The 15,024-nt window shown below is 49.3% G+C and carries 11 protein-coding genes; 2 read left to right on the top strand and 9 right to left on the bottom strand.

What is annotated here, in order from left to right; translation table 11 throughout:
• Positions 1-33 precede the first annotated feature (33 nt).
• Both ACVA58_RS07405 and ACVA58_RS07410 read left to right on the top strand, forming a co-directional pair.
• Positions 34-909 carry a LysR family transcriptional regulator gene (locus tag ACVA58_RS07405; protein WP_446509784.1) on the top strand — a complete coding sequence of 292 codons (876 nt, stop codon included), beginning with the start codon at positions 34-36 and terminating at the stop codon, positions 907-909.
• 308 nt (positions 910-1,217) lie between these two features.
• Positions 1,218-1,817: a Yip1 family protein gene (locus ACVA58_RS07410; protein WP_446509785.1), complete on the top strand. Its 600-nt coding sequence runs from the start codon at positions 1,218-1,220 to the stop codon at positions 1,815-1,817.
• Positions 1,818-2,018: 201 nt separating this feature from the next.
• Here the strand turns inward: ACVA58_RS07410 and purF are convergent, their stop codons facing one another.
• The 9 genes from purF to ACVA58_RS07455 form a co-directional block, all read right to left on the bottom strand.
• The gene (gene purF, locus ACVA58_RS07415; RefSeq protein WP_446509786.1) at positions 2,019-3,536 is read right to left on the bottom strand and encodes an amidophosphoribosyltransferase; all 1,518 of its coding nucleotides are present in this window, start codon (positions 3,534-3,536) and stop codon (positions 2,019-2,021) included.
• Positions 3,537-3,665: 129 nt separating this feature from the next.
• Positions 3,666-4,157: a CvpA family protein gene (locus tag ACVA58_RS07420; RefSeq protein WP_446509811.1), complete on the bottom strand. Its 492-nt coding sequence runs from the start codon at positions 4,155-4,157 to the stop codon at positions 3,666-3,668.
• Positions 4,158-4,221: 64 nt separating this feature from the next.
• On the bottom strand, positions 4,222-4,800 hold the full coding sequence (locus ACVA58_RS07425) for an SPOR domain-containing protein (RefSeq protein WP_446509787.1): 579 nt from the start codon (positions 4,798-4,800) through the stop codon (positions 4,222-4,224).
• A gap of 2 nt (positions 4,801-4,802) precedes the next feature.
• Positions 4,803-6,077 (bottom strand): bifunctional tetrahydrofolate synthase/dihydrofolate synthase, encoded by a 1,275-nt coding sequence (gene folC, locus ACVA58_RS07430; RefSeq protein WP_446509812.1) that lies wholly within the window; start codon positions 6,075-6,077, stop codon positions 4,803-4,805.
• Between the two features lie 213 nt (positions 6,078-6,290).
• Positions 6,291-7,223 (bottom strand): acetyl-CoA carboxylase, carboxyltransferase subunit beta, encoded by a 933-nt coding sequence (gene accD / locus ACVA58_RS07435; protein ID WP_446509788.1) that lies wholly within the window; start codon positions 7,221-7,223, stop codon positions 6,291-6,293.
• Positions 7,224-7,401: 178 nt separating this feature from the next.
• The gene (gene truA / locus ACVA58_RS07440) at positions 7,402-8,187 is read right to left on the bottom strand and encodes a tRNA pseudouridine(38-40) synthase TruA (RefSeq protein ID WP_446509789.1); all 786 of its coding nucleotides are present in this window, start codon (positions 8,185-8,187) and stop codon (positions 7,402-7,404) included.
• A gap of 327 nt (positions 8,188-8,514) precedes the next feature.
• Positions 8,515-12,384, bottom strand: a complete 3,870-nt coding sequence (locus ACVA58_RS07445) for a FimV/HubP family polar landmark protein (protein WP_446509790.1) — start codon at positions 12,382-12,384, stop codon at positions 8,515-8,517.
• A gap of 304 nt (positions 12,385-12,688) precedes the next feature.
• Positions 12,689-13,702, bottom strand: coding sequence for an aspartate-semialdehyde dehydrogenase (locus ACVA58_RS07450; RefSeq protein WP_446509791.1), 1,014 nt, complete (start codon positions 13,700-13,702; stop codon positions 12,689-12,691).
• On the bottom strand, positions 13,699-14,871 hold the full coding sequence (locus ACVA58_RS07455; RefSeq protein ID WP_446509792.1) for a 4-phosphoerythronate dehydrogenase: 1,173 nt from the start codon (positions 14,869-14,871) through the stop codon (positions 13,699-13,701). The genes ACVA58_RS07450 and ACVA58_RS07455 overlap by 4 nt, the downstream gene beginning before the upstream one ends.
• Positions 14,872-15,024 lie beyond the last annotated feature (153 nt).

Consider the following 15,024-nt stretch of genomic DNA (forward strand, 5'->3'; position numbering starts at 1 on the left):
TTCCCCATTATAAGTTTTCAGTGTTGTACAGTTATGAAGCTTGACGATTTAAATTTATTCCGCATGGTTGTGGAGAATGGCAGTTACACAGCGACGTCTCGTAAGACCCAGGTGCCCGTTGCCACCCTGACCCGGCGTATCCAAGCACTTGAAGAGTGTTTGAATATCCGCCTACTAAACCGTCATGCAAGGAAGCTATCACTGACAGAAGCCGGACAGAAATTTTACGATGAGTGCAGCCCGTTGCTACAAAGTTTGGTCGATACGGCCGAGCATGTCAGCGAAGAGTGCAAAGGGGCTGCCGGTAAGCTAAAGATTGCCGCACCATCCAACCTGACCAAAGTAATGCTGCAGCCTTTGCTCAATGCCTTCATGCAAGAGCATCCTGCTATCCATATCCAGCTGATGATGAGCAATGATCCTGAAATTCTCGACCCAACCGATTGGGACGTCATTTTCCGGGTCGGCCCACAGCGCGACTCCACCTTGATTGCACGAAAGATCAATGCAGTGAAAGATATTTTGGTCGCCAGTCCAGATTATCTTAATCACAACTCTGAGCCAAAGCACGCTCAAGATCTGCACCAGCACCCATTGCTAAAGGGTAAGCCACTGCTACGTTGGCGCCTGACCAACTGCGACGGTGAAACAGTGACAGTGTCTGATCGTGGCCGTTATGAAGCCAACGAACTCAATGTTGTGCGTAAGGCGTGTATGTCAGGGTTAGGGATTACCTTGATGCCAGATGTGATGTTGGAAAAGTACATTTCCTCTGGTGAACTGGTACAAATCCTCAAAAATTGGTCATCGAACCAGCGTGACGTATACCTGATGTATAACCACCGCGATTACCAGCCAGAGAAACTGCGGATTTTCATTGAGTTTGCCAGCGAATACTTCAAGCTTTAAGCTCTCGCAGTAGAAAACTTCCTTCCCGCATCACCTCATTATGCGGGGAGGTAGCACTCCTCCATACGCCCTTCTTCATTATGAATACCCACATAGTGGATAAATTCCCATAAGATGCCGTACTTCCTTGCGAAGTGTTTCAACCCCGACTAAATGTTAATAGTACTGGCACGAAAAGCCTTCCTGAATTTGTGTTTATTGGTAGGCAAAGCCACAGCTAGCAAGAAGAACACCCATAGCACTATATGAACTGACGCTGTGTTCTTCGGTAACAGACGAAAATAAGCACGACTCGATGAGGAAGCGTTATGATTCTGGGACATTTATTCGGTTTGTACACCCACCCCAAACAAGAGTGGCGGGCGATTGACAAGGAACATGAAGGGGTCCAAAGCAGTTTGAGCCACATTTTACTGATTGCCCTACTGCCACCAGCGTTTGCCTTCATCTCCAGCGTCTTTATTGGATGGCGTATTGGTGTTGGTTCGCCCATTTACCTAACCCAAGGCAGTGCGTTGGCAATGTCGGTAGCCATGTATTTTGCCCTGATCGCAGGGGTCTTTGCTCTCGCCTATCTCACCTATTGGATGAGCCATACCTTCGGTTCAACTCCGACTTACACACAAGCGCTTGAACTGGCAGCTTATACCGCCACACCGCTTTTCATGATAAGTATCGCGGCTATTTATCCGCAAGTTTGGTTCTTGATGATTGCCGGCCTTATCGGGATCGCATACTCGGTCTATTTGCTATATACCGGCGTCCCTATCCTGATGCACATTCCTGAAGAGCGAGGGTTCATCTATGCCAGCTCCATCGTAACCTGTGGGCTGGTGCTACTGGTATCAATTATCGCAGGCTCGGTGATTCTGTGGAACCTCGGAATTGGACCGCAGTTTAGTCATTAATGACAGCTGGTCCTGGGTCCTGGGTCCTGGGTCCTGGGTCCTGGGTCCTGGGGAAAGTAATTACCCCCTACCTCGTTTGGCTTCAAACACAAAAAAAGCGAGAGACTATCAATCTCTCGCTTTTCCATCATTACTGACGCAGAGCGCTGCTTCTATAGCTCTTCCCTGTACCTAGGACCAAGAACCAGCTCTTCCAGCCCTTTACACCCCTTCGTTGTGCAACTCGAGGTTCGCCAAATCCTGTTGGATTTCACGTTGGATTTTCGAATCTTCACTACGTAGTGATTCCAGGTAATCCAAATAAGACTGATCAATATCACCCGTTACATAAGAACCACTGAATACAGAGGTTTCGAATTTTTGGATATCTGGGTTACCTTCGGCAACGGCATCAACCAGATCTTGCAGATCTTGGAAAATCAAACCGTCAGCACCGATCATCTTGCTGATCTCATCCACTTCACGGCCGTGGGCAATCAGCTCGTTTGCCGTTGGCATATCGATACCATAGACATTCGGGAAACGTACCTCTGGGGCAGCAGAAGCTAGGTAAACCTTACGGGCACCGGCATCACGGGCCATTTCGATGATCTGCTCTGATGTCGTACCGCGAACAATAGAATCATCAACCAGCAATACATTCTTATCCTTGAACTCAGAACGGATAGCATTTAGCTTGCGGCGAACCGACTTACGACGCATTTGTTGACCTGGCATGATGAAAGTACGGCCAACATAGCGGTTTTTCACAAAGCCTTGACGGTATGGCTTGTCGAGAGTACGGGCAATTTCCAATGCGCTGTCACATGAAGTTTCAGGAATTGGGATAACTACGTCGATATCCATATCAGCCCAATCGCGCTTGATCTTCTCACCCAGTCTCTGGCCCATGCATACACGTGCGCTGTAAACCGATACCTTATCGATGAACGAATCAGGACGTGCAAAGTAAACGAATTCAAACACACAAGGGTTTAGGGTCGGGTTATCAGCACACTGCTGGGTAAACAGCTGGCCATCGAAGGTCACGTAAACCGCTTCACCCGGTGCAACGTCACGCATGAAGTCAAAACCAACCGCATCCAATGCAACAGATTCAGAGGCAACCATGTATTCAACTTGGCCTTCAATTTCACGTTTACCCAGACACAATGGACGAATGCCGTGCGGGTCGCGAAATGCGATCATACCGTGGCCGATAACCATAGAAACGACGGCATAAGCACCTTTAACCATCCGGTGTACTTCACGAACAGCATCAAAGATTTCTTCAGGAGTGATTGGATAGGTCTTGGCACTTTCCAGTTGGTTTGCCAGTACGTTCAGCAAAATTTCTGAATCAGACGTTGTATTGACGTGACGACGTGCTTTTTCAAACAACTGATCTTTGATTTCGGCTGCGTTGGTCAGGTTACCATTGTGAGCCAGTGAAATACCGTAAGGTGAATTAACATAGAATGGCTGGGCTTCTGAGGCGCTAGAGCTACCTGCCGTCGGATAGCGCACATGGCCGATCCCTACGTTACCCTGCAAACGTTGCATGTGCTTAGCTTCAAACACATCACGGACCAGACCGTTCGCTTTACGCAGACGAAAACGATTGCTTTCTAAGGTAACAATACCAGCCGCATCTTGGCCGCGGTGTTGCAACACGGTCAATGCATCATAAATAGACTGGTTAACCGGGGTTGAACCCACGACTCCGACAATACCACACATGTCCTAAATCCTCGTCACGCTTCATTTGAATTTCAGCGGGTATTCGGCTTTGCCAAATACCCGCTGATAACTTTTCCATTAGGTACCAGTACACTAAGCCACTGAACCCGTTACATTCCACTCCGTTCGCTAAAATGCGCCCGGTAAAAAGCTTGATGTGTCCTTTAAGTACGTGAAGAACCATTCAATCACTACGCCAAACTGCGGGATCAATTGGGACTGCAACCACCAGTCCGAATCGGCAAACCCCGTGAAGGCGTCGATGAAGAACAGTACCGCGGCAACAATCAATACGCCGCGTATCCCTCCGAACACTATGCCCAGTACCCGGTCTGTGCCTGACAGACCTGTTTTCTGTACCAGTTGTCCAATCACATAGTTCACTACTGCGCCGACTATCAGCGTGGCAATGAACAAGGCAGCGATTGCGCTGCCGTTGCGAAGCATCTCGTCGTCAATATTAGTGAAGTAAGCCGCCAGCTGAGTATAAAAATTGCTTGCGACAAAAAAGGCTGCAAACCATATCACTAACGAGAGCGCTTCCTTGACAAAACCTCGGATCACACTGATCAGAGCCGAGAAGCCTATTACGCCTAAAATTACGTAATCAATCCAGATCATCATTTGTTGTATTCATTTTGTTGATGCGTATTCTAACAGAAAAAATGAGAACGCAAACGTTTACCTAAGGGTTAAGTGGATTAAATCTGACCAATCGGCCTTTTAATCCGGTCAATTCTTCCAATTTCTTGATGTCAGCCGAAAGCTTCTGCTTCGACACATCAGGACCAACAACAACCCTGGCAAGATCGCCTTGTTGTGGCTGCTTTGGAAAAACATGCGCTTGATAACCCGCCTTGCGAAGACGCTCAACCAATTGGTTAGCATTATCAAAATTACGAAAAACCCCCAATTGAACCACCCAAGCAGTCTCTTGGTTACCCACTTTAGGCTCGGTGATAGGCTGAGGTTCAACCTTCAATGGTTGATTAGCCGCCTCGATGGCCTCCGCTGTCACTTCTTCCGACTTCGGCTCATCAATCACGACCGTGACGGGTTCTGGGGGTAGATCCACCTCTGCAAACTCCGGAGCAGGGATCGTTTCATATTCTACTTCAGCGGTGGTTTCAGGCTGCAGCGGAATACTGGCAAATTGCTCTTGGTAATGCTGTTTTTTGCCGTCGAACAAATCGGGAAGGAATATCACTCCGACTGCCACCAAAATGATTGTCCCGACCAACCGGCTCTGAAATTTACTTGCCACAGTTACTCCTGATTCTTTACTTCAATGTGACTGGTTATCTGACCTACAGTGTAAAAGGAGCCAAATACAATTACCATATCGTCAGCCTGAGCCTGTGTCAGCGCTTTGTCATAAGCCGCTTCAGGAGTCTGGTATGTATCGGTCCCCGATGGTAAATAAGCGCGGATCTCTTCGGCTGTCGCCGCCCTCGGGCCTGTCAACGAAGCTGGATACCAACAATCAACCACTTCTTTCATCTCAGCAATGGTAGCAGCAATATCTTTGTCGTGAAGCATCGCCACTACGGCATGGAGCTGTTTCTTGCCAAGCTTGTTCTTAATGCCCTCTAGCTGCGCGGAACAATACTGCGCCGAATGTGGGTTATGAGCCACATCCATGATCACCAAAGGCAGCTCTGACACTGTCTGCATTCGCCCCGGCAACGTCGCGTCTGCCAATCCTTCAACCACGTTTTCATCAGTAATGTTGAGCTCTGCAACAGCCAGCGCCATCAATGCTGTTGCCGCATTGGGCAACGGTAGCGATGGAAGCGGCAGTTGCTCTAAAGTGAAGGCACCGCTTTGCCAGTTCCAATGATCATCTTCAACACTGTACTCAAACTGGTAGCCAACCTGGAAAAACTTGGCACCGATATCATCGGCGTGAGCAGGTACGGTTGCCGGTGGATTTGGCTGGCCACATACCGCGGGCTTGCCGCTACGGAAAATACCGGCCTTTTCATAACCAATAACATTGATGTCATCACCTAACCAGTCAACATGGTCAACCGCTAGGCTAGTGATCACTGAAACATCATGATCAACAATGTTCGTTGCATCCAAACGACCGCCAAGTCCTACCTCCAGTAAAACGACATCAACCTGACGAGACTTGAATAACTGCAGTGCAGCCAGAGTGCCAAACTCAAACAAGCTCAAACTGGTTTCACCGCGCTGCTGTTCAATTAAAGAGAAGGCTTCACTATGGGCACTGTCTGGCAATTCGATACCGTTTATACGAACCCGCTCGTTATAACGCACAAGATGAGGAGAACTGTATACCCCAACACGATAACCGGCCTTGAGCAGGATCGCTTCCATCATGGCACAGGTCGACCCCTTGCCATTAGTACCTGCAACGGTGATCACGCAAGGAGCCGGCTTGATTAGATCGGCTTTCTGAGCCACCGTCTGTGCTCGGTCAAGACCAAGGTCAATGGCGCTAGTATGAAGTTGTTCAAGGTAAGTCAGCCATGAGGCCAAAGAGGAGTTTGCTTGAGGTGCTGTCAATCCGGACATCATATTTCATTTCGCTATAACAATATGAGCCCTAATTTACCACTGAACGCGGCCAGACCAAACTGCAATATATTGATTCTTGACAGTGAGGTGGAAATAAACCGAAGCGTTATAAAAGGTTATACCTAGGTAACGTCAAAGTGTTTGGCTATCGACAAACAACAAAACGGGGCCTTAGCCCCGTTTTCTTCAATATGATCAAGCGATACCAGCTTACTCTTCAGTTTGCTCGTTCTGCTCTTCTACCTTCTCTTCAACCGCTTTTACTGGTCTCTCGACAGGCACCACCATCGGTGATTCAATCTGAGTCAGCTTAGCAACAATGCCGCCGATACGCTGGCGCATTTCACGACGGTCAACAATCATGTCAATCGCACCATGCTCAAGCAGGAACTCACTACGCTGGAAGCCTTCAGGTAGCTTCTCACGCACAGTTTGTTCGATAACACGCTGACCCGCAAAGCCAATAAGGGCTTTTGGCTCACCGATATTAATATCACCTAGCATCGCCAAACTTGCCGACACACCACCCATTGTCGGGTCAGTCAGTACAGAAATGAAAGGCAAGCCTTTATCAGACAGGCGCTCAAGTGCAGCACTGGTTTTCGCCATCTGCATCAACGACATCAACGCTTCTTGCATGCGGGCACCACCACTGGCAGAGAAACATACCAAGCCACAGTTGTTGGCAATCGCCTCGTCAACAGCGTGAACGAACTTGGCGCCCACAACAGAGCCCATAGAGCCGCCCATGAAAGAGAATTCAAATGCACAGGCAACCAATGGCTGGCCTAGCAAGGTTCCTTTCTTCACGACCAATGCATCTTTCTCACCGCTCGCTTTCTGAGCAGAAGATAGACGATCTTTATATTTTTTGGAATCACGGAACTTAAGCTTGTCTTTTGGCTCAAGCTCAGCAGCAATTTCAATCTGCCCCTCTTCGTCGAGGAAAGTTTCCAAGCGACGACGCGCTTTCATACGCATGTGATGGTCACATTTAGGGCAAACTTCCAAGTTACGTTCTAGATCGGCGTGATAAAGCACTTGTTCGCAAGAAGTACATTTGGTCCACACCCCTTCAGGGATAGACGCTTTGCGAGAAGAAACAATATTGCTTTTAGTAAGGATCTTTTCCAGCCAGCTCATGAATGACCTTTTATTTTTTATTTCCCTGCCCTTAGGGTCTTAGCACAAGTCTTTGCAGCAGAGAATTACAAATTCGTTAATTTACCGAGGTGGAATTAAAGCACAAACTCGTCTAACTGTAGATAAAAAACTGGTACTACAAGTTAGCCCGAGACAAATCTGACCGTTACCTGCCAGATTAATCTGGCAAAAACAGTGGGCCGACAGGTACATTCGGCAGGTCATGTTCTTGAGGATAGTCAACATCTACCAAGTACAAACCTTCCGCTTTAGCTGTTGCTCCTGCCAAGGTGCGATTTTTCTGGGCCAGCAACCACTGGATCCATTCCGGCTTCTCTTCGCCTCGGCCGACTTTAATCAGGCTTCCTGTAATATTGCGTACCATATGGTGAACAAAGGCATTAGCCTTGATATCAATGATCACAAAGTTACCCTGACGCGACACGTTCAAATGCATTAGGTTACGCCATGGGCTACGAGATTGACAATACACAGCACGGAAGGATGTGAAGTCATTCTCACCCAACAAGTATTGACCCGCTTCGTGCATCGCCTTTTCATCGAGTTCGCCGTGATAATGGCTTACACCTTTGGCTAAAATAGCAGGGCGCAAAGCATGATTATAAATAATATAGCGGTAACGACGCGCCGTCGCCGTAAAACGGGCGTGGAACTCGTCATCCACAACCTTGGCCCAACGAACCGCAATATCTTTAGGTAAGTGGGCATTCACCCCCATGGTCCACGCTGCCATTTTACGGTCAACGTCAACATCAAAGTGAACCACCTGACCGGTACCGTGAACCCCAGCATCGGTCCGTCCCGCACACTGTACTTCAATCGGCTTATTGGCAATCTTGCTCAGCGCCTTTTCCAAGCGCTCTTGGACACTGTCTACGTCACGCTGGCGTTGCCAACCGTAGTATTTCGCACCGTCGTACTCAATACCTAAAGCTATTCGCATAATATTCTTCGTCTTGCTGGCGGCCAAAGGCCGATTTTCAAAATAATGGGGGATTATAACAAAAAAAGCGGAAGCATGTGCTTCCGCTTTTTTACTCCAGATCCTAGATCCTGGAGGCTAGTTCCTAGATGGGTCCTGGGTCCTGGGTCCTGGGTCCTGGGTCCTGGGTCCTGGGTCCTGGGTCCTGGGTCCTACAGGAGCGTTTTTCGTAGTTACTTCATGTCAAGTTCTTCGCTCTTGTTCTTCCGCACTTCCTAGGAACTAGGAACCGCTTTTCCTAGGCCCAGTTTTTCCCTCCTCCCAGGTACTAGGATCTAGGATCCGTTCTTATCCTCTCATTTTCACCAGCAGGCTTTTTGCCTCTCGCTGAAGATCACCATCGCCACCTTGGGCAACTTCATCGAGTAACCCGCGGGCACCTTCGCTATCATTCATCTCAAGGTACGCTTTGGCCAAATCAAGCTTGCTGGCAAACTCACCTTGACTGTCGATATCCAAACTACCAATATCGGCCAGCACATCAGGGAACTCATCCAAACCGACATCAAGATTCAGCGGCGCTTCATCCAATTCACTATTAGACTCCTCACCGTCAAGATCCTTCATCAGCTCATCAATACTGATGTAAGAAGCGTCAGGTGCTTGGCGATAAACGGGCTCTGTTACCGGAGATTCATCGACCAACTCACTGGCCGCTTCTTCCATCGCAGGTTGAGGTTCATTTACCTCACCCTCAACCACAATTTCTGAATCAGCACCGTCATCAACCAAAAGATCATCTTCGTCGAAGGCTGGCACGTCTTCGATATTCATCTCTGGTTGATCCCCCCAGTCCTCACCTTCAAGTTCGGGCTCAGGGTTGCTCGCCGTCCAAATTGCATTCTCTTCTGCTGATAAATGTTCGTCTGCAGAGCTATCGCCAGCAACATTTTCCGAACGGCCCACCAACTGCTCACGCTCCCAGTCTGCTTGCAGTTCAGGGTCATTGAGTAGTGCATCCATATCCAGCCCTGCCGAGTCGACAAACTCATCGCTCAGTTGCGCTGCTGGAGCCAAAGCTTCTGCCATTGCAGGCTCTGCCGTGACAGGCTCAGGGACTTGTGGAACTGCAGCTTGCGATACAGGCGGTTGCGAAGCGGACGCTTGCGGTTTGAACCCTTGCTCTACTTCATACTGCTCTAGCTCATGCTGCTCATCGAATGAAGCCTGTAGGGCTTCATCCTCATTAAACTCAGGCAAGCTTGCCGGATCCAGAGTTTCAAACTCAATATCCGGATGGCCATGAAGTGAATAAGGGCTAGCGGGTGCTTGTGGCTCGGGCTGAACATGTTGTTCAGCCACTACAGCATCCAACGGCTCTTCATTTACTTGAGGTTTCTCTGCCGCTTCTGCTGCCTGCTGTAACTGACGAACGATATTATCAAGCATTGCCTGCTCATCGTCTTCGCTCAGCTCCTGCTCTTGTTCTTGCTGCAGCTCTACATCCGGATCATTAAATGCGGCCTCTTCATCGAATTCTGGCAGATCATCGAGTGTCAACGGTGCATTATCGAACTCGTGCTTAACAGGCTCTTCAACGGCTTGCTGGGCAACGTTCTCAATCCGAGGCTCCTCATCAAGCTCTGCTAGCAGAGTTTCCTCATCAAAGATTGGGAACTCTTCGCTGTTGTGCTCACTTTGATCTGAGGTTTTATTCTCTTGCGCTTCCGGGCTTTCTAGCTCTTGGACATCAGGTTCACCTTGTGACGCTTCGTGAACTTGTGACTGCTGAGTGTCCGCTGCAAAATCAAAAGCAGGCTCATCAAGGATGATCTCTTCACTATCAGCCTGTTCGTCAGCTTCCAGGCTCTCAAGCAACTGTTCAACCGTTTGACCGATAGCTTCAATTTCAGCGCTGTCATCCGGCTCTGAAGTATCCAACATACTGGCATCAGCCGAGGAAAGAAGCTGCTCAATTTCATCAATTTCTGGCTCTTTGGCTAATGGTTCCGGCTCAACAACTACACGACCCTCGAGCTCCGTCGCATCAGCATCAGCAGGTTGGTCGGTTTCGGTATATTGGTCCAGAATGTCATCAAGTAGCTCAGTGCTGTCCTCTTCAATGCTGATGTCATCCAGCACCAATGGCTCTTCTACAAGATCACTAAGCCCTGATCCGCCAAGTCCGGCTTCATCAAGATCATCAGCATCGGCCAACAGTTCATCCAATAGCTCAGTGCTATTTTCATTTATCTCAATATCATGACTACCCAGCAAGCTGTCCGTTTCCGGCTCATAGAGCAACTCATCAAGCAATGCTGTGCTGTCTTCTTCCAATTCTATTTCGGAGGTCAGGCTATCGTCATCATCGAGCAATTCATCGAGAAGCACCGTCGGATCGCTCGCCGACATATCCGCAGCATCGTCGATAGCGTCATCAAGCATTGATGAAAAATCATCTTCCGTTGCCGGTGAGTCCATCAACTCGATATCGGCTAAAGCCTGATCAACCGCCGCCTGCTCGGCCTGTACGCTATTGACTGCATTAGCATCGATAACGGCGTTATCGACATCAAGGCTATCTACATCGACGCTGTCGAATAGGGCATCAAGCTCATCCTGACCAACCATCTGATCAGGCTGTATTTTTGACTCTTTCGTCTCATCAGTGACGGCTGAAGAAAACAACTCATCCAACATGGCCTGATCAACAATCTGCTCTTCGTCGACCGACGGTGCCATCGGTGCGTCCAGATCTAGCTCATCACCGTCATAAGACAGGTCAAAGCTATCTTCGTCGTCATCATCGGCCTGCAGTGACTGCTCCCACATTGCAGCCAATTCTTCATCAGAGTTCGGCTCAGGCTTCTTGTCCATTTCATCCAGTGCCCGCTCCATATCTTCCAGACCAATAGCTTCATCATCACTATTGACTGAAATACTGCTCGCACCAAGATTACCACCGAGATCACCAGCAATATCAAAGCTATTACTGTCTTCTTTCGAAGCCAGAGAAGACTCCTGACCAAACAAACTGCTTTCAGGATCATCGAACAGGGAATCATCATCACCGAACAGATCATCAAGCTCTTCGTCGTCACCCAGAGTCAGGCTCGGCATATCTTCGTCATCAGCCGGCATAGGTGGCGGCGGCGGCATCATTGCAGCTTCATCTTGACTTTGCGGGGCATCCAATGACTTCACATCATCTTCCGCTTCACGCTTACGGCCAAGCAGGAAGTAAGCCAGCAAACCGGCTATCAATACGCCAGGGATCAGCGCCATTGCTGCTAACATCAATGGGTTGGAAATCAAACGATCGAACAAGCTCGGCTGCGGCTCAACCATTTGTGTTTGCATGGCACGCTGTTGGTCGATAAAACCTTTGATCTGCTCCCGCAACGCTTCATCGTCGGTCACTTGCTGCTTCAATGCCGACACTTCGTGCTGCATCTCGGCAAGCCGCACACGTAGCAGATGATTGCTCTCGAGCAGTTTGGTCATCTGCTCGTCAGAAGCATCCAACTGAACTTGCAAGGCTGTTGGTTTAGGCGGGATCAGTGCCGCTTTAGGCGCAGGCTCTGCCGCTTTCACCACGGTTTCAACCACTGGTTTCGGCTTTTCCTGCACCTGTGCGACAACGGTTGGCTCTGGTTTCGAAGCAACTTTCGGATCAGGCTTTGGCGCTTGAGCTACTGGCTCAGGTCTAGACTCCGGCTTCGCTGCAGTCGGTTTCGGCGTCGTTACCGGGGATGACGTAGCAGTCGTTCGAGTCTGATTCCGAGAAGGAGTTCGCTGATCGGCTTCCAAACGCTGCTTAACCACGTCGATACTTTCACGACGCATTTGCGCTTCTGTCGGGATCGCCAACATGCTGCCCGGAACCAAGCCGTGAATATTACTATTTTCAAATGCCTGTGGATTCTGGCGGAAGATAGCGCCGATAACCTGATAAATAGAGACTTGGTTATTCGGCCGATAGCGAGTCGCAATCGACCACAGCGTCTCAACATTGGTAGTAGGCCCATAGCGCAAAGCATTAGCAGACGACGGTGTAGACGCTCCGGTGTTCGCTGGCAATGAAGAAGCTGTGGGCTGTACGCCTTGGGTTGGCCCTGTAATACGAACGGTATTCGCGTGGACCGGGGAATAAATCACAGCGGTGGATAATATTACCGGCAGGAAAAAACGTTTTATCATCGTCGAAAGATCAGACACTGCCTGTCATCCTCTTTGGCAGGAAAATAGCTAAGAATGCATAGCACACGGCATCAATATTAAATGCATGCGCACAGCAGTATGATACAAGATTATTTAATTTCGGCCTATTCACAATAATCTTGAGCGTGACATCTCCACCTAATCATGAAGTCGGGAGCAAGGTCGCACTATTGTTGACCAACTCAGAACGATAGTAGATTCAGCAAGTTGAAAATACAACAGCGCCCTGTTTATAAAACAGGGCGCTGAATATTTATCACGCCATGAACGCTAGCCGATAGCGCTAGCTTCATAGATTGTGTTACAGGTACTCTTCAATCAGCTTTTCTGCGATCTGTACACTGTTGGTCGCCGCCCCTTTACGGACATTATCAGCAACCACCCACATGTTCAGGCCACAAGGGTGACTGATGTCTTCACGGATACGGGCAACCATCACGTGATCTTTGCCAGTCGCATCACTTACCTGGGTTGGGTAATCATTACCATGGAATACTTCAATACCTTCAGCGCTTTCCAGCAAGCTAATCGCTTCTTCGATATGTACCGGCTGGCAAGTTTCGACGTGAACGGCTTCGGCATGGCCATAGAATACAGGAACACGAACACAAGTCGGGTTAACACGGATATTGTCATCACCCAAAATCTTCTGGGTTTCCCACACCATTTTCATTTCTTCTTTGGTGTAGCCGTTATCCATGAACTCATCGATATGTGGTAAGCAGTTAAAGGCAATCTGCTTATCATAAACGCTGGTTTCCGCTGGCAAGCCGTTTAGCAACTTAGCCGTTTGCCCCGCAAGCTCATCAACACCTTTTTTGCCAGTACCCGATACCGACTGGTAAGTCGCCACATTAATACGCTCGATACCATAAGCTTCGTGGATCGGCTTCAGCGCCACCAGCATCTGGATCGTCGAACAATTCGGGTTGGCAATAATATTGCGGTTACGGTACTCCGCTATCGCGTGCGGGTTTACCTCAGGGATCACCAACGGTACATCGTAGTCGTAGCGGAAGCGGGACGTATTGTCGATAACAACCACACCGTAATCTGCAGCCGCTGGTGCCCAGCGCTCAGACGCTTCTGCACCGGCAGAGAAGATAGCGAGCTGAACTTGGCTCCAGTCGAAATCTTCAACGTTTTTGACCCGTACAGACTTACCTTTGAAGCGCAAGACTTTGCCCGCACTACGCTCAGAAGCAAGTAAATAGAGATTGCGAACAGGAAAATTGCGTTCCTCAAGAACTTCTACAATGGCTTCGCCGACAGCGCCGGTCGCACCGAGTACTGCAATATCAAATTCCTGGCTCATGGCCTTTCCTCTACTGTAAAACCTAATTTAGCCAGCGACTCTACCCCAAAATGGGCCTCGCCCGCTACTGTAATCGCGCTATATTCACGGCGATCCCAGTAATTTTTGCGCATCCGGTCGAAAGCAGTCGCCATTTCCGGGCTACCCTCTGCCGTTTGACCCATTTCACGGCGGAACAAGCCATCATCACGGCGCACATCGTAGACAATCTGGGTCAGGCTAAATAGCGTCGGCTCATCCCACTCTTGGCTTAGGCTGACCTGTGGTACCGGAGCGATCGGTAACAAGCTAGCAGCTGTGACCTGTTGCTCTAAGCCAAGGAATTGGCAATAGCTGTTAAAGACCATAGTTGTGCCGCGTGCCTTGCCTTCCAAGCCATAGCCAGCAACATGCGGGGTAGCAAAAGCCAACAGTGGCAATAACTCGAGATCAACCTGCGGCTCGTGTTCGAATACATCCAAGACAGCCGTCAGCTTCTTGCCTTCGCCAGATTGGCTTTGTTGCAGAGCGTGTTTGAGTGCTTGGTTATCCACTACCGGACCACGGGCTGCATTGATCAGTATTGCACCTGACTGTAAATCTGCGAGGAAAGTGCCATCGACCAAGTGATGGGTCGGGTAGTCGCCATCTCGGGTGATCGGTGTATGCATGGTGATGACATCACATTGCAAGCGGATATCGTCTAGCGAATGGAAAGTCCTGCTATCACCTTGTTGCTGTTTGATTGGGTCATTCAGCAGATACGGGATCCCTAGCGCCTCCAAGCATTGAGCAAGGTAACTACCAACATTGCCGGCACCAATGATCCCTACTTTCTTGTCAAAAATAGAAAAGCCCTGTTGCTGGCCAAGCACCATCAGGCTACTCAAGACATATTCAGCCACACCTACCTTGTTACAGCCCGGCGCAGCGGTAAAGGCGATACCTTTAGCCGTCAATGTTGCTTCATCAACATGATCTTGGCCGGCTGTTGCGGTGCCGACAAACTTGAGCTTATTCGCCTTGGTCAGCAGAGTTTCATTTACCTTGGTCACCGAGCGGATCATCAGCGCATCAATATCCACCAAATCCTCAGCGGTCATCGTTCTGCCCGGCTTGCTGATCACCTCGCCCAACTGGCTGAATAGCGCCTCGGCATAAGGCATGTTCTCGTCAATGAGGATTTTCATGAATAAGTCCTTGAGTCGTCAATCTGTTTAAAAGGAGATGCTATTGAATGTTTGGAAAGAGTCAAGAAGGAAGTTTCTGGGTCCTGGGTCCTGGGTCCTGGGTCCTGGGTCCTGGGTCCTGGGTCCTGGGTCCTGGGTCCTGGGTCCTGGGTC

The sequence above is a fragment of the Photobacterium sp. DNB22_13_2 genome, assembly GCF_052873915.1.